The 23,816-nt window shown below is 44.8% G+C and carries 19 protein-coding genes; 7 read left to right on the top strand and 12 right to left on the bottom strand.

Features of this window, described 5'->3' with window-relative positions; all coding sequences use genetic code 11:
* Positions 1–82: 82 nt before the first annotated feature.
* The 5 genes from M3629_RS06460 to M3629_RS06440 all read right to left on the bottom strand — a co-directional run bounded on the left by M3629_RS06460 (position 83) and on the right by M3629_RS06440 (position 10,896).
* Positions 83–1,168: a Gfo/Idh/MocA family protein gene (locus M3629_RS06460; RefSeq protein ID WP_251504609.1), complete on the bottom strand. Its 1,086-nt coding sequence runs from the start codon at positions 1,166–1,168 to the stop codon at positions 83–85.
* Between the two features lie 12 nt (positions 1,169–1,180).
* Entirely contained in the window at positions 1,181–2,104 is a 924-nt protein-coding gene (locus M3629_RS06455; protein ID WP_251503357.1) for an AraC family transcriptional regulator, read from the bottom strand.
* Between the two features lie 143 nt (positions 2,105–2,247).
* Positions 2,248–3,246, bottom strand: a complete 999-nt coding sequence (locus M3629_RS06450; RefSeq protein ID WP_251503356.1) for a Gfo/Idh/MocA family protein — start codon at positions 3,244–3,246, stop codon at positions 2,248–2,250.
* Between the two features lie 261 nt (positions 3,247–3,507).
* Positions 3,508–8,787 (bottom strand): S8 family serine peptidase, encoded by a 5,280-nt coding sequence (locus tag M3629_RS06445; protein ID WP_251503355.1) that lies wholly within the window; start codon positions 8,785–8,787, stop codon positions 3,508–3,510.
* A 648-nt stretch (positions 8,788–9,435) separates the two neighbouring features.
* Positions 9,436–10,896, bottom strand: coding sequence for an alpha-L-fucosidase (locus M3629_RS06440; RefSeq protein WP_251503354.1), 1,461 nt, complete (start codon positions 10,894–10,896; stop codon positions 9,436–9,438).
* 119 nt (positions 10,897–11,015) lie between these two features.
* Here M3629_RS06440 and M3629_RS06435 point away from each other — a divergent pair, with 119 nt between their 5' ends.
* Together M3629_RS06435 and M3629_RS06430 are read left to right on the top strand one after the other, a co-directional pair.
* Positions 11,016–11,846 (top strand): AraC family transcriptional regulator, encoded by an 831-nt coding sequence (locus M3629_RS06435; protein WP_251503353.1) that lies wholly within the window; start codon positions 11,016–11,018, stop codon positions 11,844–11,846.
* Positions 11,847–11,946: 100 nt separating this feature from the next.
* Positions 11,947–12,084 (top strand): hypothetical protein, encoded by a 138-nt coding sequence (locus tag M3629_RS06430; RefSeq protein WP_167375824.1) that lies wholly within the window; start codon positions 11,947–11,949, stop codon positions 12,082–12,084.
* A gap of 168 nt (positions 12,085–12,252) precedes the next feature.
* Here M3629_RS06430 and M3629_RS06425 read toward each other — a convergent pair whose 3' ends face one another.
* On the bottom strand, positions 12,253–12,546 hold the full coding sequence (locus tag M3629_RS06425; RefSeq protein ID WP_090924080.1) for a DUF3817 domain-containing protein: 294 nt from the start codon (positions 12,544–12,546) through the stop codon (positions 12,253–12,255).
* Between the two features lie 222 nt (positions 12,547–12,768).
* Positions 12,769–13,737, bottom strand: a complete 969-nt coding sequence (locus M3629_RS06420; protein WP_251503352.1) for a LacI family DNA-binding transcriptional regulator — start codon at positions 13,735–13,737, stop codon at positions 12,769–12,771.
* Positions 13,738–13,904: 167 nt separating this feature from the next.
* On the opposite strand from M3629_RS06420, the gene M3629_RS06415 reads away from it, so the two are divergent.
* A complete protein-coding gene (locus M3629_RS06415) occupies positions 13,905–15,338 on the top strand; it encodes a glycoside hydrolase family 1 protein (RefSeq protein WP_251503351.1) in 1,434 nt (477 codons plus the stop codon).
* Positions 15,339–15,510: 172 nt separating this feature from the next.
* Here M3629_RS06415 and M3629_RS06410 read toward each other — a convergent pair whose 3' ends face one another.
* From M3629_RS06410 to M3629_RS06400, 3 genes are all read right to left on the bottom strand, one after another.
* Entirely contained in the window at positions 15,511–16,080 is a 570-nt protein-coding gene (locus M3629_RS06410; protein ID WP_285888223.1) for a sugar O-acetyltransferase, read from the bottom strand.
* 246 nt (positions 16,081–16,326) lie between these two features.
* Positions 16,327–17,490 (bottom strand): MFS transporter, encoded by a 1,164-nt coding sequence (locus M3629_RS06405; protein WP_154958689.1) that lies wholly within the window; start codon positions 17,488–17,490, stop codon positions 16,327–16,329.
* Between the two features lie 155 nt (positions 17,491–17,645).
* The gene (locus tag M3629_RS06400; protein WP_251504603.1) at positions 17,646–18,398 is read right to left on the bottom strand and encodes a TrmB family transcriptional regulator; all 753 of its coding nucleotides are present in this window, start codon (positions 18,396–18,398) and stop codon (positions 17,646–17,648) included.
* A gap of 343 nt (positions 18,399–18,741) precedes the next feature.
* Here M3629_RS06400 and M3629_RS06395 point away from each other — a divergent pair, with 343 nt between their 5' ends.
* The 3 genes from M3629_RS06395 to M3629_RS06385 all read left to right on the top strand — a co-directional run bounded on the left by M3629_RS06395 (position 18,742) and on the right by M3629_RS06385 (position 21,219).
* Positions 18,742–18,870 (top strand): DUF4023 family protein, encoded by a 129-nt coding sequence (locus tag M3629_RS06395; protein ID WP_090924048.1) that lies wholly within the window; start codon positions 18,742–18,744, stop codon positions 18,868–18,870.
* 302 nt (positions 18,871–19,172) lie between these two features.
* Positions 19,173–19,835 (top strand): potassium channel family protein, encoded by a 663-nt coding sequence (locus tag M3629_RS06390; protein WP_154889357.1) that lies wholly within the window; start codon positions 19,173–19,175, stop codon positions 19,833–19,835.
* Complete coding sequence (locus M3629_RS06385) at positions 19,822–21,219, top strand: TrkH family potassium uptake protein (protein WP_251504601.1); 1,398 nt, start codon at positions 19,822–19,824, stop codon at positions 21,217–21,219. The genes M3629_RS06390 and M3629_RS06385 overlap by 14 nt, the downstream gene beginning before the upstream one ends.
* Positions 21,220–21,327: 108 nt before the next feature.
* On the opposite strand, the gene M3629_RS06380 is transcribed toward M3629_RS06385, so the two are convergent.
* A complete protein-coding gene (locus M3629_RS06380) occupies positions 21,328–21,885 on the bottom strand; it encodes a helix-turn-helix domain-containing protein (protein WP_251503350.1) in 558 nt (185 codons plus the stop codon).
* Positions 21,886–22,013: 128 nt separating this feature from the next.
* Here M3629_RS06380 and M3629_RS06375 point away from each other — a divergent pair, with 128 nt between their 5' ends.
* Positions 22,014–22,604: a LysE family transporter gene (locus M3629_RS06375; RefSeq protein WP_251503349.1), complete on the top strand. Its 591-nt coding sequence runs from the start codon at positions 22,014–22,016 to the stop codon at positions 22,602–22,604.
* Between the two features lie 58 nt (positions 22,605–22,662).
* Here M3629_RS06375 and M3629_RS06370 read toward each other — a convergent pair whose 3' ends face one another.
* Positions 22,663–23,640, bottom strand: a complete 978-nt coding sequence (locus tag M3629_RS06370) for an MBL fold metallo-hydrolase (RefSeq protein WP_251503348.1) — start codon at positions 23,638–23,640, stop codon at positions 22,663–22,665.
* Positions 23,641–23,816: the final 176 nt, after the last annotated feature.

The raw sequence follows: 23,816 nt of genomic DNA, 5'->3' as shown, positions 1-23,816 counted from the left end.
CAAAAAACCTCTGCCCAGATAAACGGGCAAAGGTTTAAGGAATCTGATTATTTTAACAGAACAATCTATTCAAGCTTCTCCGTTAATTATTAAAGTATACTGCCTTGCCTGTGTGTGCCGACTCATAAATAGCTTCCAAAATCTGCGATACCACTAGTGCCTGTTTCGGTGTTACCACCGGCTCCAAATCTTTATCGATTGCTTCAATCCATTTCCGCATCTCCACATCCGGTGCATTTTCGGACTGTCCTTCATAGAAGTCTACACCACCAGAGCTGAGTTCAATTTCATTGGTATACAGGCGGCTGAACTTCTCGCCATTGATACGCAGTCCGTTTTTCATATCAGCACCTGCCTCGGTGCCGCTCAGACTGCATTTAGCTTCGTCCACATCAAGCGAGTTCAGCGCCCAGCTGGATTCCAGCATGATCGTTGCCCCATTTTCCATGACAATCATACCAAAGGCGGAATCCTCCACCGAGAATTTCTGTGGATCCCACGGACCCCAAGCATTCGCTGCATTTTCTCTCTGGGAGAGCTCATGATGCGTAGTGCCAAGGACTACTTTCGGCTGATAATTGTCCATCATCCATAAGGTCAGATCCAGTGCATGTGTTCCAATATCAATGAGCGGGCCGCCGCCTTGTTTCTCTTCATCCAGAAACACCCCCCAAGTCGGCACGGCTCTTCTTCGAATCGCATGGGCTTTGGCAAAATAGATCGAACCTAGCTCGCCGGCTTCGCACAGTTGCTTTAAGTACATGCTGTCCTGACGGAATCGGTTGTTGTAACCAATCGTCAATTTTTTACCTGTACGTTCCGCCGCTTCCAACATAAGCTGAGCTTCAGCCGCAGTCTTGGCCATCGGTTTCTCACACATGACATGTTTGCCAGCCTCCAGCGCCGCAATTGAAATCTCCGCATGGGAAATGTTAGGGGTGAGCACATGCACAATATCGAGTGTCTCATCCTTCAACAGTTCCTGGTAATCCGTGTATATCTCGGTATCGGCAGAACCGTATTGTTTCTTCGCCTCTGCGGCACGCTCTTCCACAATATCACAGAAAGCAGCCAGTTCAACGTTCTCCAGCTTGCTCAGACTTGGCAGATGTTTGCCATTTGCGATCCCGCCGCAGCCAATGATTCCAATCCGATACACTTTACTCATCATAAGTCACCCTCACTTTAGTATTGGTTGTTTCATTTTGCGAAAAGCCGATGGGGTCATCCCAAGGCGTTTTCGAAACACAGCGTGTAAATAATTAGCGTTATTAAAACCAGAGCCAACCGCAATCTGTTCAATAGACAAGTTGCTTTCCTGTAAATTACGGCACACCGCGCGCAGGCGAATGTCCTCCAGCACACGGCTGAACGGCATATTAGGCTGTACCTGATAAAAAATGCGTTGCAACTGGCGGCTGCTGATGTGCAGCTTCTCGGCGACATGCTCCAGCGTCACCACAGAAGCGTGATTAGCTTCCATGTACTGTACAGCATAATCGTATCGATACACTGTCATATCCCTTACAGGAGCTTCAGCACGGATTCCGCCCGTATCGTAAGCGCGAACCGTTTTTAACAAAATGCTAACAACCAGCTGCTTTATCGAAGTATAGTATCCGACCATCTTGTGGTCACATGCTTCATACGCTTCGAGAAAACAGAGCATTGCACGGTGATAATCCTGAACCGGTTTATGCGGAAGTATCTTTAGTTTTTCAATGGTCTCTTCTGATTCCGCCACTTCCCATGGATCGACATGCTCTCTTGGTTTATGCACGATATCCACATGAAGACACAATTCATCCATATCCAGCTCGGCATCGGCTTCCTGATAATGAACAACCCCTGGCCCGGTCAGATACAATAATCCTTCCGATAATGCATGGGACTGATCATCAATAATAACTTTACCTTTCCCTCTAGGAATGAAATGGAACTCATACTCCGCATGGTTATGGAAATCGACAATCCGCCCCGCTGGAAACGTCGTCAGATGAAATCGTAGCACACGAATCTCGTAATGCCCCCATACCACGGTAATATCAAGCCGCTCCAGGAGATCCTGCCGATCCAGCATTTTCTCATACGGATACAGACTCAAGATGCCTTCCTCCTTAACGCCTTACAGGACGAATCCATATAAGTTGAACTAAAGATTTTACACAACAGTCCACTCCGTTAACGTGTAAATTAATCATTCAACTTATATAATCCAGTCTATCCTGTCTAGCTAGATATCTAACTTTACAACTCGGTCAGCGCAATTCGTTTGCCTTCCTTCACTGAGCGATTGGCTGCTTCCATCAACCGGGTCAATTCCATCGCCATGTTGATGTTTGCGCTATCCTCGGTATCATTTTGAATGTGTCCTACCCATTGATTGAATGCGCTTTCTACATTTTCAGCAACAGGAAGTTCGGTCCAATCCGTATACTGTCCTTCCGCTACTTTCGTGCGAATCAACAATTTAGACTCTGGAATGCCATATAACAACGTGCCTTCCGTGCCATGTACTTCGATTGCGAAAGGGGAGTGCGTATTCACAAATCCGGCTTCGACTACCCCAATGGCCCCTGAGGCTGTCGAAAGTGTTGCCACTGCGTTATCTTCAACTTCTTTACCTGTGATATAACCAAAGTTTGCGTTTACGTCTGTCACTTCCTGATTCAGAAACAATCGCGTTAAATACATCGGGTGACAGCCCAGGTCAATCAGTGCTCCGCCCTGACAGTCATGCAGATCATAGAAGTGCTGAGGCAGCCAATCTGTGATCGCTCCATCATGGGATAATCGCGCCCTCACGTATGTAACTTGACCGAGTAATCCGCGCTCAAGCACGTCTTGAATGGTCAGCGTATATCCAGCATATAGACGCGGAAGAGAAACGGTCATGTTGACGCGATTTGACTTGACCTCTCTCAAAATAGCGTTTGATTCCGCTTGTGTAGCGGCAATGACTTTCTCGGTAAAAATATGTTTACCCGCCTTGGCAGCAGCCGTAATCACCTCTTTATGGAGACGTGTAGGCGCATCTACAATTACAGCATCAATGTCATCTTGTGTCAGCATATCCTCAAGCGATGCATAAAAGGGGACGTTCAAGCGGTCAGCGGCTTCCTGCCCACGCTTCGGGTCTTCGTCCCACACGGCGGCTATTACTGTATCCTTGTGTTCCTGGGCTTGCTTGATGTAATCCCATGCATGTACATGCCACAAACTGATTTTTCCAATTCGAATGGTCACGGATGTCTTCCCTCCATAGTATATAATATTCTGACAACGTATCTATAAGGTATCACATGATTTATTTATTTTTAATCGGAACTCACGACAATTGATATATAAAATCACGACATATTATTCAGTTTTTCCAAATGAACGTGAACCAGACAAAAAAACGACAAGCCCGAATTACTGGGCTTGCCGTTTCTAATGCGATAACAATATCTAGAGTAAGTGATTTGTTTAAATCCCTTTTTTAATACATTGATCTACCCGCTCATCTCATGGTTGAAGACCTTCACCACGAGTAGAACCTCCATTCGTTTGTCCCGATTCCAGGTCACTCCCTGCCTCCACTTCCTTCTCTGGAGCAGGCTGCCCTTCTGCTTTGTTTTCTCCTTGTTCCGCATGGACAAACAATTTGCCGGCAGCTTGAGCCTCAGCCTTGTTTCCTGCGGCATCCTGTGCCCGGATCACAATGACTCCACCTTCAAGCACAAGATTAGCAGGTGTTGTGTAGGAGCCTGAGTATACACCCGGTTCTGTTTCCACCAGAGGCACCTCTCCCGCACCGTCTGCGTTCAGATTCAAAGGCAGTTGGATTCGGAAAGAAGCCTGTAATCCCGGTTTGCTTTTGAATGAAACGTTGACACTTTCCCCTGATGTAATTCGTACATCTTCGGCAGGTGTGATGTCGGTAAGTTCAGGCACTTCTGTCTCAACGTATACCTTACGTGTTACTGTCGTTTTATTTCCGGCAAGATCCGTTGCCACAACTGTAATGATATTTTCACCCTTGTTCACCAGTACACGATGACTGAACTTTTTGTCTCTGTCAACCTGCACGGTCTGCCCATTTACGGTGACTTTGTTTAGAAATTGTTCCACTACACTGCCTGTCACATGAACGACCTCGGTATTAATCCGGCTTCCCTCCGCTGGACTGACCACGTTCACCTGAGGTTTGGTCTGGTCAAGAATGATAATGACTGGAAGCGAACGATCTGTCGTTTTACCATTAATGACAGCTTCTGCGGTAATCACATTGACGCCAGCCCGCAGCTTCACTCCATAAGAGAATTTCCCGTTATTTACGGTTGTCGTTCCTGCAGCATCCTTGCCATTATAAAACTTGATCTGTGCTCCAGAAGCAGGAGATGTTCCAGCAATCGTAAAGGTGGACTGATTGGTATACGTATTCGCTGGTGGTGTAAGCACCGGAGCATTCACCGGATATTGAACCACCGCGCGGATCATATAGTTCCCCTCTTCAGCAGGGGAAGCACTCCATGCCCCGCTTACACGCTGCCAGCTACGCGCTGCGTAATCTCCGTCCTCATCCGTAGCCAGACCAGGAGCAGCTGTACCCGCTAAACTCTGGATATAGACGATGTAGAAATCACCTGTCACCATAACTGGCTCAGGGAACTCCACGGAAGTCCACTGATCGTTCCTTAGTGCCGTACCATCGAACGGTCCAGCAAGCTTTTTGCCTGGTGCTCCACCAGCACCAGATGCATCATAAACCGCGTATTGGAAAGCCGTGCCTCCAGGTACAGGCCACTCTGTATTCCAGAATCGGAACGAAGCTCCCGTGACTTGAGCTGTTTCGAGCTCTGGAGTCATTCGAACGGCCCACGCATTATCAGCAGCATTAAAAGCTCTTGCATTCTCGGCTGTACCGTCGTCATATGCAATTTCACCAGGGAAACCGATAAATGGTTTCAATGCGATATTACTCTCTACTGTGCCATTGCCCGGTACAGTTACCGTAACCTTTTTGCTGTAATAATCCGCCGCGCGAACCGACAACGTGTAACTTCCTTCCAGCAATTGAAGCGTAAAACTTCCGTCTGCTCCTGTACGAACCTCTGCTACTTTAGCATCCTCCACAACGAGCACCGAAGCATCCGCTATCGGTTGACCTGAGCGTTCGTCCTTAACTACCCCTTTGATCTGACCATAAGGGATCGTTTCCAGATTGAAATTAGCTTTGGCCCCCCCGCCGTCTGTGATGGTCACCGTTTTCGTTTGCGGATAATAACCGTATGCTTCCGCTTTTAACGTATACTCTCCTGCAACATGTGTGAAGCTGTATTTCCCTGTTGACGAGTCTGTTTTCACAGAACGTCCTGTCTCAAGCACGGTAACCGTTGCACTAGCCGGCAGACTTTGCGGCTGAACTGAACCCGTGCCCGGTTTTTCAATAGCAGGCTCTTGTTGTTTCGTCTTATTGAATTCTGCTTTGTCTGTACGCGTAACTTTGTACCATGGATTATCATAGTCCGGTTTAGGTTTGTCACTCGAAAGCACAACGGCTTCATCCTTTGTTACCGTTTGTGCGGCAACACCCAGTACACGGAAATCATCGATAAACCAGCCCGTTCTCACCACACTGTTATCCGAGGTTAATCGGAAACGGAATTGAACTTCATTCCCAGTCAGTGCGTCAAGTCCATAGAAGACAGGTGTCCACTGTTTTCCGTTGGTATTATGCGAGAATTTGCCGAGTTCCGTCCAGGTTGTTCCTCCATCTTTGGTTGCTTCGACATAACCGAAGTCATATCCACCTTCAATCTCATACCAGTGATTAAACGTAAGTGTCGCATCAGAGACATCCGTCAAATCAATCACCGGGGATACCAGCGAGTAGTTGGAACCATTCTCATACGTGTTGTCGAGATCGGTTGCCCACACATTAGGCGGGGATACCGCACTTAAAGGACCCGTTAACGGGATACCTCGTTCCCACTCATCCTTGGTTCCGGCATGAGTCCAGCCATTATCATCGTTTCCATCAAACGAATCGATATAAATATCTTCCGGCACATTAACTGTAATGGAAACTTCATTCGATTTCTCACTTTCGTTACCACTATAGTCACGTGCCGCCACGGTGTAATAATACGTAGTATTCGACTCCGTAGCCGTATCTGTAAATGTGGTTTTCTTCACCGTGCCGACAGCCTCATAACCGGAACTAGCCGTTTCGGAACGATAGACCACATAAGATTCAAGATCCTCATCATCCGAACCCGTCCAGTTCAGAGTTACGTTACCTAAAATATCCGCTGTTGCAGACAAAGCTGAAGGCGTTCCTGGAGCAATATCGTCTAGTTCCTGAACGGCAAAGTCATCGATATACCAACCAGCTTTCTGAACTGAAGCATCACTGGTCAGATTAAACTGGATGAACACCTGCTGTCCGGCATAATCACGCAGATCAATGTACTGTGTTTTCCATCCACCACTCGTTCCTGTGTAACTAAGCAGTTCTTCAAATACATAGTCGTTATCTTCAGAAGCAATGTATACCTTGCCAAAATCGAGATTATTCTCAATATCATACCAATGTTTGAATGTTAACAATGCCCCTTCAGGGCTTTCTGTCAAGTCGATCGGAGGAGCAAGCAAGTACGCATTACTATTAGGCAGATACGTGCCTTGCAGATTGGTAGCAATCACTTTCTCACCTGAGTAAGCAGCCTTCGGCCCGCTTACAGGTGCCCCCCAAACCCACGTACTGCCTGTGCCGCCTGTAGTAAAGCCAAGCTGATCGGCTTCAAAGTCCTGCAAATATCCAGGCTTCACACCATTAGACACCGCAATGTTATATACCTTACTCTCAAATCCATTGTTGCCATAATCATTCACTCGAATGTAATACTCCACACCTTCTGGCTCAATCAGGAAAGCCGGAATCGTCGCAGTATACGTACCTGCTTTACTGTCTCCTTCAATCCGATTCATTGGAAGATAGACGTACTGCTTCGTGCCTTTGGTTCTGGCAAAAGCTTCGACGGAAACTACCGCTACATTATCTGTCACATGTGCCGTTAAAGGAATGTCTAGACCCGTAAACGCCGTATTTACAGGCGTGTGCTCCAGCACCGGCTCTTCCAGATCATCTCCAGCCGTAACCACTCTTCCGGAGACAGTACCGATGCCTTCGAGAACCGAACCAACCGCATCCAGTGCGTTAATGATTCCGTGACCATAGCCGTTATTCGGGGTAACCGGAAATTTGCTATCGGTTCGCGGTGTCGCCGTTTCCATGATGATCTGTTCCAGCTGATCCACGTTAAGAGAGTGGTTCGCTTGAAGCAACAATGCTGCAAGCGCCGTCGTATGCGGGCCTGCCATGGATGTGCCGTTCCATCCACCTTCGTATGTACCTCCAGGCACGGCTGAACGAATGTTCACGCCAGGGGCGGATACTTCTGGTTTGATCTCATTATACGGGGAGGGTCCCAGCAATGAGAATGAACCTAAATTGCCGTTAATATCGGTTGCTCCTGTAGCAAAACTCTCAGGATAATTGGCCGGGTTCGCAACGGAACCGGGACCGCCCGGATTCCCTAATCGTACATTCCCTGCAGAGAATTCAGGGAAAATCTGCGCATCACGCCAAGCCTGGACCATCGGTCTGAACCATTCGTCGAGCCCTGCGCCTCCGCCCCATGAATTATTTACAACGTCCGGTGCAAGTTCAGGATGCAGATTGCCTTCGGCATCCACCGGGGCAATGAGCCATTGTCCGCCATCCAGAATAATGGCGTCCGTTGTTTCCGGATTAAAAATACGCACTCCGATCCACTTTGCACCAGGTGCAACGCCGATCTGATTCGTGCCATTTGCTTCGGAACCCACCATCGTTCCCATGGTGTGGGTGCCGTGTCCGTCTGCATCAGCTGGAAGAGTCGCACCACTATGCGGATCGTACCAGCTCAGCTCCGGATCAACGACGTTGCCTGAGGCGTCCAGACCACGCCATTTACTGCGAAGCGCCGGATGCGTATAATCCACGCCACTGTCCAGATTGGCAACCACGATGCCTGTTCCATCAATGCCTCGCTCCCAGATCGCAGGTGCATTGATGTAATCTATATTCCATTCGACATTTTCAGTCTGTTTCTTCACCTTGGAATCCGCTTCTTTGGTTGCAGTTCCTTGTGAAGCTGACTCTTTAGCCGGTGATTGGACGGAATCCTTCGCTGGAGACACACTCGCTGGCTGCTTACTTACTTCCGCCTTATCCAGATATCGCGTTTCGTTCGGCAGAATTTTCTCTACCTCTGGCAGCAACGCAATCTGTTCCATGACTTCTTTCGTACTGGTGACCGCGAGTGAATTCACGATAAAGTAACTTTTATATTCTTTGACCTTCCCCAGGCCAATTTCCTTTTCCAGATAATTTTCGATCGAATATTGTGTCCGCGAAGCCGTTTCACGAAGTGAACTCACCACAGAGTTCCGCACAGAGAGCTTGGTTGCCGAAGGTGTTTCCTTGGCAATCGTTGCCTTTTCCATCGCTTGTTTGGAGACAGCCTTGGTATCCACCTGTTCCTTCATTTTGACAAGATAGGTGACATATTCGCTACCTTCAAAGGCTTTGGTCAGTTTGGCATTCACTTTAGACGTTGAAACCTCAGCCAAGCTGGACTTCATATCGATTTTAGATGAGGATGAGTTCTGTGCAGAAACCGGAAGTGCCATTGATAATGCAAGGAGAAGCGAGAGCCCCATGGAAACAGGCTTGCGTAACGGTTTTAATTTTATCAAACTTTTCCACTCCCTTTACCCGGCTTTATTATTTGGTCTAGTACAAGTACCCTTCTCTGTGAATGAATGCAATTGTTGATTTCGTAGCGGTGTAGTGAGCATCGTCGGACATCCTTTACTTCACCTTACTTACTTTCTTTTCACTTCACATACGGCCTCACCTCCTTTACAGGTTTGGTTAGGAGAACATAGGGAACTGAAACATTTGGAAATTGTCCATAGGTTAAATAAATGTGAGAAAATGGCACTTAGATAAAGGTCTTTATGCTGACTGATGTCATCAATAATTAGTGTGGGTGTCATAAAAGAGTAACTGGGATGTCGTAAGCATTCGTGTGGAGGATATTCGGAAGTGTTCGTATAACGCTTGCCATGAAGTGGTAAGTGAATCTGTGTGATTCGTACGGGTTGATTAACAGAATACATCTTGAATTACATATAAAAGTTAAATTTAGGCTTAAATTGGATTTTATTGGTATAGTATAGTTTCAAAGTGGGAACTGCACAAGTCCTTATTTCAAAAAAATAGAAAATAAGTCTATATCATGCTTTTTAACTTCTAATGTCTACACCTTCGACCTATACTCCTTTCGCATTTGCGCATAATCCACAAAAAAGAACCAGCTCTTACGCCGGTTCTCTTCACACTTAGTCCAGATCAACTTTAAATACGACAGGTACATTGCTCTGCACACCTATAGTGGTAATCGTTAATGCACTTTCATTCCGCTCCCAATTCGGCTGTTCCTCATATCCCAGAATCCGAACCTGCTCAATCATTCCATGAAAATGCGGAGATCCGTTTTTCAACGATTGGATGTGCACGATTCCGTTATCCGGGTACACCATTACCGTCGCATACAGACTACTGCCTTTTACCGTAAATCGTATATCCTCACTTGTAAAAACCTTCATCTCTCCGTCCGTGAACTGACCTTCCTTCACCTCTGTAGGGCCTTCACCATACGTACGCCAGTACGAGGTCTCGTAGATTGCCTCTCCGTTCACTTCCAGCCACTTCCCGATACGTAACAGAATATTGCGATCCTCGTCTGGAATCGTTCCGTCTGCTCGTGGCCCGATGTTGAGCAATAGACTTCCATTTTTACTGACGATATCCACGAGATCCCGAATAATCTCTTCTGCCGTTTTGTACTGATTATCTTCGGTATAACACCAGGAATTTCTCGCAACTGCGGTATCCGTCTGCCAAAAATAAGGCTTAAGTTCAGCGAATTGTCCACGCTCTACATCAGGAACCGCTGCACCAAACATGAACGCATCATGCTTGTAATTGATGGCAACCGGAATGCCCCATTCCTCGCCTTTATTGTAGTAATACGCAGCGAACTTTTTCAGATAGGGCTTGAACGCCGCCGTATGAATCCACCAGTCGAAATAGAACACCCTCGGTTGATACTCATCTACCAGTTCACAGCATCGAATGAGCCAATCTTCCAGAAATTCGTCCGAAGGCGGTGAACCGTACAGGTCTTGAAAATCGGGCGGCTCCGGCATGGCGGGCCAGTAGAAATCCCCGCACTGCAACGGTTCCTTGATATCGGAATCGAATTCTTTGCCATGAGACATGAAGAACCAGTGCTCGGCACGGTGGGACGACACACAGAAGGTTAAGCCCAGCTTCTCATAGGCGACTTTCATCTCACCTAACACATCACGTTTAGGGCCCATTTCATATGTGTTATAGTGAGAGATAGAACTTTTATACATCTGAAAACCGTCATGATGCTCCGCAACCGGCATAACATACTTTGCACCTGCTTGTTTAAATAGAGTCGCCCATTCGTCTGCATCAAAGTTCTCTGCCTTAAACATCGGGATGAAATCCTTATATCCAAACTCCTTATGGTCTCCATATACCTTAAGGTGGTGTTCATAAGCCTTGGACCCTTGAATGTACATATTACGGGAATACCATTCACTATCATAAGCCGGAACCGAATACACGCCCCAATGGATGAAAATGCCGAATTTTGCTTTTGGATACCACTCGGGAACGACGATTTCACGAAGCGAAGTCCAGTTGTCCTTGAATTTTCCGTTAGCAATAATGGTATCGATATGTCGCAAGTATTCATGTTTGTTCATGTGTTATCCCCATCCTTTCCTGGTTGACTACATTTGTATTGTAGTGTGGCCGGATTCCGATGCACATGCAGAACATTAACGTTTAGATGGACGATAATAACCTTCAGGGAGATATGCTCATGGATCATCAAACACTGCTGACCAACTATTTGTCGAATCTGGAAGTGGACTTGTTCATGGTGAATTACAACCGTTGCGGCCCGGATTGGAGAGATCTCGACTACACACCGGACTATAGCAAATTGTATTGGATCTGCGAGGGAGAAGGCTGGCTTCGAATCGGGGATCAGGAATATTACCCCAAACCAGGACAGCTTTTTTTGATGCCGGAAGGAATAAAGCAATCCTATTCAGTAATCAGTGACAGACCTTTTCTCAAATACTGGTGTCATTTTTCCGCCAAAGTCGGGGGGATCAATCTATTTCAGATTCTCCAATTCCCACACGTTGTTGACGTGAATCAGCCTGAACGATTTCAGGACATTTTTGGCAGTGTGTTAACCTACGCGAATTCCAATGAAATTTACGCCCGCATGATGGCCAAGAGTAAACTGACAGAATTGCTTTCCTATTACATCATGAACTTGGATGTGAACCAGATTACCTACTTGAACGTGCCCGTGGTTGAAAAATTATCCACCTTGCTCACCTATATTGATACTCATATCGAAGAGAACATGTCCGTTCAGGATTTGGCTAAGATGCTGCATATGCATCCGAATTATTTCATTCGTTTTTTCAAACAGCAAGTAGGAATGCCCCCCATTCATTATCTGACCAGCCGAAAAATAGATAAAGCCAAAGAGATGCTTCACTGCACCTCTCTAACGATGACTCAAATCGCGGACAATCTCGGATTCAGCGATTCGTATTACTTTTCCAGACAGTTCAAGAAACACACCGGATTGAATCCCACTGAATATCGCAAACAAACGACGGTGGTCAACTGAATTGCAAACGATAGTTCAGCTCCGAAAAAACATCCCCACAAGTTTCATTTTTGGATTAAAATGGATGTGTGGCTCATTCTTGCAGAAGGGAGGTTTGTATATGACGAAGAAAACGCTCCTGCTCCTTGCTGCCCTGTTTGTTGTCTCCTCATTCGCTGCTTTTGCTTCGGCGGCACCGACAGACAACGGATATAGCGTGTTATCTGATCGACAAACGGGAACCGTTAAACCGAGATAACGATTGATCGTTCCATGCTGGACATCTGGACATACATAACTGATGCAATTCCTAATGTGCAAAAGATTATACAAAAACAACCTCCTGCTTTCTGTTCAGGAGGTTGTTCGTTCGCGTTACTTTGCAATGTGTACCATACGCTATGTGTTATGAGCTATGCGTTATTCGTTACTGCCAATCTCTTTTTCTGAGATAAGACTCAAATACAAATGTTCCAAAAGGAAGCAGTCCCGCCAATAGCCCCATAATCCAAAGTGATATCTTCCACTTTTTGACCAAGCCTACATGTACCAGTGCAATGAGATATAGAGGAAATAAAATACCATGAATCATCCCCAGTATGGCTACAGCTGAAGAGATATCCGCAAAATATTTGAGTGGCATTGCAATAAATACGAGTAGTAAAAGGGATACCCCCTCCCAAATACCTGCAATTCTGAAGCGACCTGTGACCGTGTTCATTTCGTATGCTCTCACCTTTCCCGCAAAATCGTTTGTGAAATATGTAACTTATAACATGGCGCTTTACAACGCTGTATTCGATTCTCACACAACGTATGTAAGCTCCTTCTCCGTATTATAAAACATGCATCCGATTCAGATTTACTTTAAATTTGAATAATTATTGAATAGAATCGATCTGATTTACGCCACAACAAATCAATATCATTCGTTTTGCTTCGTTCAAGTCGTTGCTCGTTCAATCAAACGGTATGCCAGTGATGTCGCCTTATGTTCCTCGTTCCCCAGCACCCTCCACAAATGATAAAAAGCCTGTTTCGCTTGCTCCGCAATTGGATTATGAATGGTTGTCAGCTCAAGCACACGTGACAATTCAATATCATCAAATCCAACAATAGCCAGCTGATCTGGAACCTGGATGTTCTGTCTGTGCGCTTCACTCATGATGCCTATTGCCGCATAGTCGTTGGAACACAGCACCGCTTGCGGTAGCTCTTCTCCGTTGGCCATACGTCGTAAGGCCGTTTCTCCGTCTGATGAAGTAAATACGGAATACTGATATGCTTCACGCCACACGGGAAGTCCTTGGCTCGTCATGAATGTCTCATATGCTTCGCGGCGGCTTTTCGTATTCAGACTATTACTACGGCCAAACACATTCGCAATACGTGTGTAGCCTTTCGATACCAAATGTTCCAGCGCCAGTCTATACCCTTGTGCCTGATCCATTGCAATCGAAGGAATCTCGTCGTTCCCCATGCGTTGCCAGGACACCATCGGTCCATATTGCAGATATGTTTTCAATTCCCCCGGATCATTCACACAAGTCACGATTAACAAACCATCCACACGTTTACTCCGCAAATCCTCGAATGCCTGTAGCTCAATTTTTTTATCACTGCGCGACATATATACAATCGTCTGGAATCCGTAGTCCATCGCGGTATCCATAAATTGGTTAATGAAGGTCAAACTCAGTTCATCAATCATCGCAGTGACAATCCCGATCTGTTTCGTCTGTCCTGTAGACAGAGAAACTGCATTCCGGTTAGGTATGTAGTCCAGCTCATTCATAATTTCTGTAATAATGCGTCTTGCTTCATCACTGACGTGTGGTGAACGGTTAATGACCCGTGATACGGTGGCTCTCGAATAACCGGAACGTTTCATAATTTCATCAAATTTGGACATCCCGATGCTCCTTTCCTGCGAATAAACGCCAAATATAGTATGCCTCATCTGCTCTGTAAAAGTAAAACTTGACGTGTAACCCGTTACAACGTGTAAGCTTTTTTTGAGAGAAAATACTAATGTGAACGCAGCACGTTCACCAGAATTCAATGAATGGAGCGATCTATATGAGTAAATCTTCGAATCATACGTATTCATTTCCTGAAAACTTTCTGTGGGGCGGTGCCATTGCGGCGAACCAGGCTGAAGGTGCATACAATCTAGGCGGCAAAGGTTTGTCCACTCAAGACGTTGCTCCCAGAGGTGTCATGGGTTCGATTACGGAAGAGCCAACGGACGACAATATGAAACTGATCGGTATCGACATGTACCACCGTTATAAGGAAGACGTGAAACTATTTGCCGAGATGGGTTTCAAAGTGTTCCGTACTTCTATCGCATGGTCTCGCATTTTCCCTAAAGGGGACGAGCTTGAACCGAATGAAGAAGGTCTGCAATTTTATGATAATCTGTTTGATGAATGCTGCAAGTACGGTATTGAACCGTTGGTCACGTTATCCCACTATGAGACACCTCTGCACCTTGCCAAAGAATATGATGGCTGGGTTAACCGGAAAATGATCGGCTTCTATGAGCGCTATGCAACAACTGTTTTCAATCGATATAAAAACAAAGTCAAGTACTGGCTTACCTTCAACGAGATCAACTCTATTCTTGAATTCCCGTTCATGAGTGGTGGGATCTACACACCCAAAGAAAAGCTAAGCAAGCAAGATCTGTATCAAGCGATCCACCATGAATTGGTGGCAAGTGCATCTGCTGTGAAGCTGTGCCATGAGATCATCCCTGATGCTCAGATCGGATGTATGATTTTAAGTATGCCGACGTATCCACTAACTCCGAACCCCGATGATGTCATTAAGGTGATGGAGTACGAACATAGCAACTATTTCTTCGGCGATATGCATGTGCGTGGACGTTACCCTGGATACATGAAACGTTATTTCCGTGAAAAGGGCATTGAGATTCATATGGAAGACGGCGATCAGGAGATGCTGCTTAACACCGTTGATTTCATCTCTTTCAGCTATTACATGAGCACATGTCAGACAGCCGATCCTGCCAAACAAGTGGCTGGTGAAGGAAATCTGATCGGAGGAATCCCTAACCCGTATTTGCCTGCGAGTGAGTGGGGCTGGCAGATCGATCCGCAAGGACTGCGCTATGTGCTGAATATGTTCTATGATCGTTACCAGAAACCGCTGTTTATCGTGGAAAATGGTCTTGGCGCAGTCGACGAGTTAATCACGGGTCCGGATGGCGAGAAAACAGTGAATGATGATTATCGAATCCAGTATTTGAATGACCATCTCGTTCAAGTCGGTGAAGCATTGGAAGATGGCGTAGACATTATGGGATACACTTCTTGGGGTTGTATTGATGTCGTGAGCGCCTCCACTGCGCAATTGAAAAAACGTTACGGTTTCATCTATGTAGACCGTCACGACGATGGTTCAGGTACGCTCGAGCGTTACCGCAAGAAATCCTTCCACTGGTACAAAGATGTTATTGCCAGCAACGGAAATAGCCTGAAGCGTTAAGCTCCAAGATTTAAATTTCAGGGCATAAACTTCAAGGCGTAAATTTCAGGTTTTAACTTCAAAACGTAAACTAGTTAAACCCTTCTTTCGGCAGCATGATGTCAGCAAAGCCATAGCATCCAAGCTTGGCATGCTGACTGTTCTGCCGAGGAGGGTCTTTTTTCATATCGCGCTACTCCACATTAATCTCCTTGATCACTCTTGCGGGATTCCCGCCTACAATCATATTACCCTGCACATCTTTCGTAACTACCGCTCCCGATGCAATAACCACGTTATCTCCGATGGTAACTCCCGGATTAATAATTGCTCTACCGCCAATCCATACATTGTTACCAATGGTTACAGGTTTACCGAATTCCGCTCCGGTGCTGCGCTCATGTGGGTTAAGCGGATGAGTTGCTGTATAGATATGTACATCTGGTCCCAACAAACAGTTCTCTCCGATTCGGACTTCGCATACATCCAGAATCGTACAGTTAAAATTGGCATAAAAATGATTGCCTACGTGGATGTTATATCCATAATCGACATGGATATTCGGTTCCATGCTTAGATGCTCACCTGTCGATCCCAATAGTTCCTTTAACAGCTTTTGGCGTGTCTGTTGTTCGATCTCCGTCGTTTGATTAAATAGACGTGTCATCTTCCGTGCAATCTCTCTGTCTCGGGATAACTCGGCATCATTAGCCATATACAGTTCCCCGTCCATCATCTTCTGTTTCTCTGATTTGATCGTCATGTAAATCTCCTTTGTGCATGTGAAGTCTTTGGAAGTAAGTAGCGACGTTTAGCTAAGCTCGGCTACTTATGCTTATACTTTTTAAAACTATTTTAATTATATGAGTTCATGATCAAAAATCAAGCCTCTTTTGTATTTTTAGCCTACGGACTCAGTCTATAAATGACGAAAAAACCTCTGTACTTCCGCAAAAATGCTGGAAACACAGAGGTTCTATTTGAGTTTCAATTATGAATCATTGTATCCTCATGCGATCGCATGAGCATGTTTTTCTTTCATACTAATTGCGAGAACGGCAGTACCAAGTCCAACACATACCAGGATAGAGCCGACCCAACCGGTGTTCATAATGGAAGAGTGATCAATAACCAGACCGCCGATATAAGTTCCCAGTGCGATCCCCGCATGGGCTATACCTGAGTTCGTGCTGATCAGAATTTCAGATGTCTCAGGCGAAGTCTTAATAATCAGACTATTTTGTACGGGTGTAACCGTCCAGCTTAGAGCACCCCAGATACTTAACAGTAGCAGAAAAGCAATCAAAGGCAGTCCCGTGCTGAGAGGAATCACAGCCATACTGATCATGAACGGGACTAACACGATGATAATGGCTTTAGCAGGATGAAGCCGATCGGATAACATGCCCCCCATGCCTCCGCCTGCTACAGCAGCGAGTCCAAACATCATATAGATTAACGTGATTGCTGTTGAACTGGCACCGATGGTTTCCTGTAGAAACGGGGTGAAATAAGCATATAACGTTAAATGCCCAGCCAGTACGAGCAGTGTAGTTGTATGAATCGCCAGCATTTTCGGATTCCAAAGTGCTTTTAACTGATTTTTCAAACTCACGGCAGGAGCAGGTTGTACACGATCCATCGCAAGACCAATCGCCACCATGACTAGCACGGTAAGAACCGCAATCAGCATAAATACTTCACGCCATCCAAGCGCATTACCAATAAAGATGCCAATCGGTACGCCGAGAATCAGAGATGCACTTCCTCCCATCGTTATCGTGCCCACCGCACGTCCTTTATACTCCGGCTTAACGATGCGGGAAGCTAACGTCAGAGATAATACAAAAATAAGCGAACCTGTTGCGGCTCCAAGCATGCGCCCTGCCATTAACATATAAAAGTTCACACTAAACGCCGAGATCAGGTTACTGATCAGAAATACAAATAACGTAACCATATATACCTTTTTACGCTCGAATCGGGCTGTCATATTGAGTAGTATGGGTGCGGATACCGCATAGACCAATGAAAAGATTGAAATTAAATAACCAGCTTTCGCCAGAGACAGATGGAGATCCGTTGCAATCAGATCCAATATGCCTCCCAATATCAGTTCAACCGTTCCGACCACAAAGGCTGCAATGGCTAAAACATATACCTTCTTGTTCATATTATAAAATCCCCCTAAAAAGTTACAACTACGATAGTAACCTAATGAATCGAAAAATTCAATGGATATTTTTAATTTATTTTCAGATTGTTTTTCATCTTATTTACAAAAAGATAAAAACAAAAAAAAAGACTATTCTTCGAAAGAATAGTCTTCTAATAGATCAATCTCGTAAGCAAACGTTCAATTTCTTCGTCCTGCAACAGTTGCTCCCCGTATTTTCTGGTGATCTGTGTCAGAGCCACATCGTGATAGAAATAATCCGTCATCGCTTTAACAATCGGTTTGGACATCGTCTTGATCGCTTTCCACGATTCATTTTCCAATCCGGCGAACAGCAGATAGGCATGATCTACAATAAGCAATTGTGATGGCTCTGGCGCATCAAGTAACGGAATAAGTGAGTATTTGCGGGTTAGGGTGCTTTCCAGACCACCAACCGCAAGCACTTCTACATACACACCTTGTCTCTCCTTCTGCTCCAGCAAACCACGGTATCTCTCCAACCGCTCATTCCAGGCCAGAAAAAGAATCGATGAATCTGCCTCTTCAATCAGTTGTTCTATGTTTGAAGCAATGGATGACTCATCTTTTAACGTCCAAATATGCTCATCCGTGAACGTACGCTTGATTTTATATTGTTTCAAGGATTCTATATCTTTGTCGAAATCAAGCTTGATTTTGTGAATCACCGTTTGCAGATCCACCGCCATGTACAGTTTTTTCTTGCCATCCATCGTTGTCAGCACGATGCCTTTATCGATCATTCGATTAAGCACTTCATAAATTTTAGCCTTGGGTACATTCGAGGCGCTTACAATCGTCGTCGCATCCAGCGGTTCATCCTGCGCAAGTATAGCTTCATAGACCTGACTTTCATATTGAGTAAAACCGAATTTTTGCAACATGTTTTGTTCAGAACGTCCCTTCGTTCTTGTTGTAGTTGAACTAAAATGGTTTACACGAAACACTCCGATGACAGAATAACCTTTCAATCGCTGTTATCCCCAAATTTTTTTGATTCCTTTTATAAAAGGGAAAATTCGGTGATAAAGGCGAACGCTTCGCTTTTCCAGGTTTTTCCTGTCCCCTCCGTTACTGTGTAAAAAAATAGTTCAACTTGTATCTAGTTTAGAGACAAGTTCAGCACCTGTCCAGTTTCATGGTGTCTGTTCAAATAAAATGAGTTAAGTCTGGTTATATTAAGCTTGAATTAACCATTCCCTGTTTTGGAAAGGAGCATGAATCCGAATGGAAAGTACACAAGAATTCGTGAAAAAGGTCAATGAAAATGCCGAGAAAGCACGTCATAACAAAAACAATGGTAAAGGTACGCCCGGTGATAAATTGCCGAACAAACAACACTCCACGAACAAATAAGTCCACGATTAATATGCTTAGTCTAAATTTTTGAACCAAACCAAGTATAACAGCCTCAAAGCAGACAAAATATGGTGCCTTCTCTTATCGAGGCACTGTTTTTTTATTAGATCTCATATTTTCAGCCCTAGCAATATCGATTTCACACTTTATCAGTAGATCATAATATTATATAATTCGAATTTCATTGTTCTCCAGTTTTGTTGTTCTATTGCTGCAACTTATTATACAATGAAACGTAATATTTACCTGTTGATTTCCGAGAAAATATGGATTAATTCTGATAACAAATGAGGGAGTTCATGAAAAAACAATTTATGGTTCTGGGTCTTGGACGATTTGGTTCAAGTTTGACACGCACTCTAATTAAAAACGGACATGAAGTGCTTGCCGTTGACAAGAATGAAACTCTGGTACAAGAAATCTCGTCGATAGCAACTCACGTGGTACAGGCTGATTGTACGGACAAGTCAGTCCTTCAAGAGCTTGGAGCAAGTAACTTTTCACATGCTATTGTAGCCATTGGTGAAGATCTTCAAGCCAGCATACTAGCTACACTCTTACTTAAAGAGCTTAATGTTCCCAAAGTTACAGCAAAAGCGAAGAACGAAAACCATGGTAGCGTGCTCAGCAAGATTGGCGCTGACCAGATCGTTTACCCGGAACGTGACATGGCAACCAGATTGGGAAATCAACTGAGTTCTGACAACATGATTGATTCGATTGAATTATCTCCTGATTACAATTTGGTTGAATTAAAGGCTCCGGCGAGTATGCATCAGCAAACATTACTGGAGCTCAATATTCGAGCTAATTACGGTTGCACGATCATCGCTATTAAAACGGGGGAGGAGATCAATATCTCTCCCCTTGCAGAGGATCAGATACAGATGGGAGACACGCTTTTGTTGATTGGAAGTAATGATAACATTCGGAGCCTGGAGCGTGATTATGAACGGAGCTAATAACAATAACATAAAATCTTCAGTACTAACCAAACTTGAAAACATTGTTAATATCCTGAAAAATAAGACAAGTCCTCCACAGCTTATTATGATGATTTTCTTTGCACTCATCTGGGTAGGTACTATATTACTGGCATTACCGATTTCCTCCAAAAGCGGTAACTCTGTAGGTTTGCTTGATGCTTTATTCACAGCTACCTCGGCAATATGTGTTAATGGATTGGTTGTCCTGGATACAGGGAGTGTTTTTTCTACGTTCGGCCAAGTAATCATTATGATACTAATTCAAGTGGGTGGGCTCGGTTTTATGACCTTGGGTGTGATGGTCGCCATCATACTTGGTAAACGAATTGGTTTAAAGCAACGGCTTCTTATTCAACAAGCGGCCAACGCTTCCTCCGCCCAAGGACTTGTGAAACTTTCATTGTATATCGTTCTGATTGCCTTTGCTTTTGAAGCACTTGCCACCTTGATTTTAACCTTACGCTGGCAAAGTGAATTAGGGCTGGGTCAAGGTTTCTATTATGCGTTGTTCCATTCAGTATCTGCATTCAATAATGCAGGGTTCTCTTTGTGGCCGGATAGTCTATCTCCGTTTGTCGGTGACCCGATCGTTAATATAACAATTATCCTCCTCTTTATCATGGGAGGGTTGGGTTACATGGTCGTAGTCGATATTTTCCGTAAACGATCTTGGCGTAAGCTGTCATTACATTCCAAAATTGTTTTGGTGGGTAGCTCCTCGTTATATGTCATAGGTTTCATTATTATTTTTTTGCTAGAGAACTGGAACCCTGCCACATTCTCCAACTTATCATGGGGTGAACGTGTCTGGGCTGCTTTTTTTCAAGGCACTGCACCTCGAAGCTCTGGATTTAATACCATTGATATCGGGAGCATGCTTGCAACTTCACAGTTCTTTATCATCATCCTCATGTTTATCGGCGCGTCTTCTGGCGGAACCGGTGGAGGAATCAAAATCAATACCTTCGTCGTTCTTGTATTGGCAACGATTCAAACCTTCCGAGGTGGTGGACAAGTTCATGCCTTTGAGCGGCGAATTGCAGGAGAAACTGTAATGAGGGCTCTCGCGGTTGTTATGAGTTCGTTAGCATTTGTATTAGGTATTTCGATACTGTTATCCATCACGGAGGGAATACTAGAAAATCACTTCCTAGATGTTCTGTTTGAAGCAACCTCTGCCTTTAGTACGACTGGGCTTTCAATGGGATTAACCAGTGAATTAAGCGTGCCAGGTAAACTGATCGTGATCTTCACCATGTTTGCAGGTCGATTGGGGCCATTAACGCTTGCATTTGCTTTGGCACAGAAAAAACATAAGTCCAAAATCGGTTATGCCGAAGACCATGTACTCATTGGTTAAGGTAATGAAAAGGTCTTACCCCGCCAGCATGAACTCTGTTATTGAGCAGAATTTATGCTGGCGTTTGAATATATACGCATGTGTGAAGCTATGTGTATGTTCTTAAACCTATGTATGATTATAGTGTATCACCATGCATAGTTTATTAGTGCTTGCCCCAGAATTATCGTAACCATGCGGCTGATCCGCTTTGAAACGAATCGAATCTCCCTGTCTTAACTTGTATTCTTCTTCGCCTACTCTGATCGTAAGCTCCCCTTCATACATCGTGATGAATTCCTCAGCCCCGTCAATATGCGGTTCAGCAGTCAATGATGCCTGTTCATCCATCTCCATCATGTACATTTCAAACCGGCGACCCTCTTCCAAAGAAAAGTGAGGATAGATTCGGATTCTTCCTTCATCTTCTCGCATGACTGTGATGTCTTCCCTCATGAGAACGGTTGTATCCGACTTCGCTTCATGAATTAATTCACTGAATGAAATTTTTAAACCGTTTGCAATTTTCCAAACCGTTGCAATCGAGGGATTAGACTCCCCGCGTTCAATCTGACCGAGCATTGTCTTGCTAATGCCCGACAGATCTGCGACCTTGTCCAGACTAAGTTTTCTTTGCTCTCTGATTTGCTTCAAGTTGTGAGCCAAAACCAAATTAATATTTTCCATCCAAAATACACCTCTCTCCTCGCGCCCTCTTGTGCACTATATAGCACATATAGTACAATTAAAACATACATGCGTTATAACGACCATATAGTCCATTATAACATACAATATACCCACAAGGAGAGCATATGGATATTTTATCTTTAGTAACGTACGCAATGATTTCTTCTTTTACCCCCGGTCCCAACAATATCATCTCCATGACCCGTGCGAGGGAGCATGGATTCAGAAGCACGTTTCCTTTTATTCGCGGAGTCGCTGCCGGATGCCTTCTGATCATGATGTTATCCAGTTATTTCAACCTTGCTCTATATCAATACATTCCGGCCATCACCCCGTGCCTCAATGTATTCGGATGTATTTACATGCTATATCTGGCTTTCAAAATCATGAGGAGCACATCTTCCACGAGTGAGCCTGAGCACAATTCGAAAAAGACCGGTTATTCATTTTGGTTCGGATTCAGCCTTCAACTGATTAATCCGAAGGTTATTCTATACGCGCTTACAGCTTTATCCGTATTTGTCCTGCCCCACGCGCAGTCACATTATCAACTCTTAGGGTATTCGTTACTGCTCACCCTGATTGGAATAAGTGCGAATCTGACATGGGCATTGGGTGGACGTTTATTTCAACGGTTCCTGTTAAACTATGAACGTCCTTTTAATATCGTCATGGGTCTTTTGTTGATCTGGACCGCGGTTTCGTTGATCACATAAAATTAAAACAAAAGCGTCCACTCATCTAATGAGCGAACGCTAGCTCTGTTTAAAAACGTTACTCCTGATTCCCTCTCCACCATGATCGAGTAGTACGAGCTAAACTATTCAACATAACCGTCTCGCCTATGACCGGTGTAATGACAGACACATTCAAGGCCCGTGCGGCGCGAGTTACCCGTTCAGCCGGTTCGTTCCAGGCATGATAGGCGAGTGTGAATGCCCCCCAATGAATCGGAATCAATACATTTCCGCCCACATCCAGATGGGCTTGTACCGTTTCTTCAGGCATCATATGAATATTGGACCAGCGTTCGTCATATTGGCCGCATTCCATCAAAGTCAGATCAAACGGTCCGTATTTGCTTCCAATCTCCTTAAAGTGCGGACCGTAACCGCTGTCTCCACTGAAAAACACTTTTGTTTTCCGCCCGACAATAACCCATGAGCACCATAACGTGGAGTCCCGATCAAATAATCCTCTGCCTGAGAAGTGACGAGCAGGTGCACATGCGAATGTTAAACCCTTGAAGGAGAATTCATCACCCCATTGATGCTCCGTAATCTGGCCCGCTGGCACTCCCCATTTGATTAAACGTTTGCGTACACCAAGTGGAACGATAAAACGATTGGTCTTGCCTTTTAATTTTCGAATAGAAGAAGCGTCAAGGTGATCATAATGATCATGAGAGATCACAATTGCATCCAAAGTAGGAAAGTTTTCAGGCTGCATGGGCAAATCCTTGCGGAAACGTTTCGTTCCAACCCATGACACGGGTGATGGTCGATTACCCAACATGGGGTCAAAGAGTAGTCTGTGTCCTTCGATTTCAAGTAAAAAAGCCGAGTGTCCGAACCATGTCACCTGTGAATGTTCAGCCACCCCCTCTGTTGTAGCAATTTGATAGTGTTCCATAGGTATATTCCCGGACGGTCTCCGTTCAACATGTCGGCGCATGGAATCTCTCAATATACTTGTGAGTGACTTAATGCTCATACCGGCGGTGGTTGGAATCTGATTTTCGTATTTCGTCATATTTCACCCTTCTGTTCTCCGTATTCCATGGCTAGTCTTGTGGAGAAATGCTAATCTTGTTTCATCATAATTCATCGCATGTCGATATTCAATTTTGTATGAACGAGAGGAACTACGGTTTCGTTAAGCTAGAATTAAGATACAGTTTCCACTCGTATAAGACTGGGCATATATGA

The organism is Paenibacillus polysaccharolyticus (assembly GCF_023714295.1).
In the GTDB taxonomy this organism is placed as follows: domain Bacteria; phylum Bacillota; class Bacilli; order Paenibacillales; family Paenibacillaceae; genus Paenibacillus; species Paenibacillus polysaccharolyticus_A.
Note: the sequence above shows the minus strand (reverse complement) of the source record. Positions and strands in the feature narration are given on the sequence as shown.

Coding starts and splice junctions, on each gene's coding strand:
- M3629_RS06460 (WP_251504609.1), bottom strand. CDS start 1,168: ATGAGTAAAGTGTATCGGATTGGAATCATTGGCTGCGGCGGGATCGCA.
- M3629_RS06440 (WP_251503354.1), bottom strand. CDS start 10,896: ATGAACAAACATGAATACTTGCGACATATCGATACCATTATTGCTAAC.
- M3629_RS06435 (WP_251503353.1), top strand. CDS start 11,016: ATGGATCATCAAACACTGCTGACCAACTATTTGTCGAATCTGGAAGTG.
- M3629_RS06430 (WP_167375824.1), top strand. CDS start 11,947: ATGACGAAGAAAACGCTCCTGCTCCTTGCTGCCCTGTTTGTTGTCTCC.
- M3629_RS06425 (WP_090924080.1), bottom strand. CDS start 12,546: ATGAACACGGTCACAGGTCGCTTCAGAATTGCAGGTATTTGGGAGGGG.
- M3629_RS06420 (WP_251503352.1), bottom strand. CDS start 13,737: ATGTCCAAATTTGATGAAATTATGAAACGTTCCGGTTATTCGAGAGCC.
- M3629_RS06415 (WP_251503351.1), top strand. CDS start 13,905: ATGAGTAAATCTTCGAATCATACGTATTCATTTCCTGAAAACTTTCTG.
- M3629_RS06410 (WP_285888223.1), bottom strand. CDS start 16,080: ATGACGATCAAATCAGAGAAACAGAAGATGATGGACGGGGAACTGTAT.
- M3629_RS06405 (WP_154958689.1), bottom strand. CDS start 17,490: ATGAACAAGAAGGTATATGTTTTAGCCATTGCAGCCTTTGTGGTCGGA.
- M3629_RS06400 (WP_251504603.1), bottom strand. CDS start 18,398: ATGTTGCAAAAATTCGGTTTTACTCAATATGAAAGTCAGGTCTATGAA.
- M3629_RS06395 (WP_090924048.1), top strand. CDS start 18,742: ATGGAAAGTACACAAGAATTCGTGAAAAAGGTCAATGAAAATGCCGAG.
- M3629_RS06390 (WP_154889357.1), top strand. CDS start 19,173: ATGAAAAAACAATTTATGGTTCTGGGTCTTGGACGATTTGGTTCAAGT.
- M3629_RS06385 (WP_251504601.1), top strand. CDS start 19,822: ATGAACGGAGCTAATAACAATAACATAAAATCTTCAGTACTAACCAAA.
- M3629_RS06380 (WP_251503350.1), bottom strand. CDS start 21,885: ATGGAAAATATTAATTTGGTTTTGGCTCACAACTTGAAGCAAATCAGA.
- M3629_RS06375 (WP_251503349.1), top strand. CDS start 22,014: ATGGATATTTTATCTTTAGTAACGTACGCAATGATTTCTTCTTTTACC.
- M3629_RS06370 (WP_251503348.1), bottom strand. CDS start 23,640: ATGACGAAATACGAAAATCAGATTCCAACCACCGCCGGTATGAGCATT.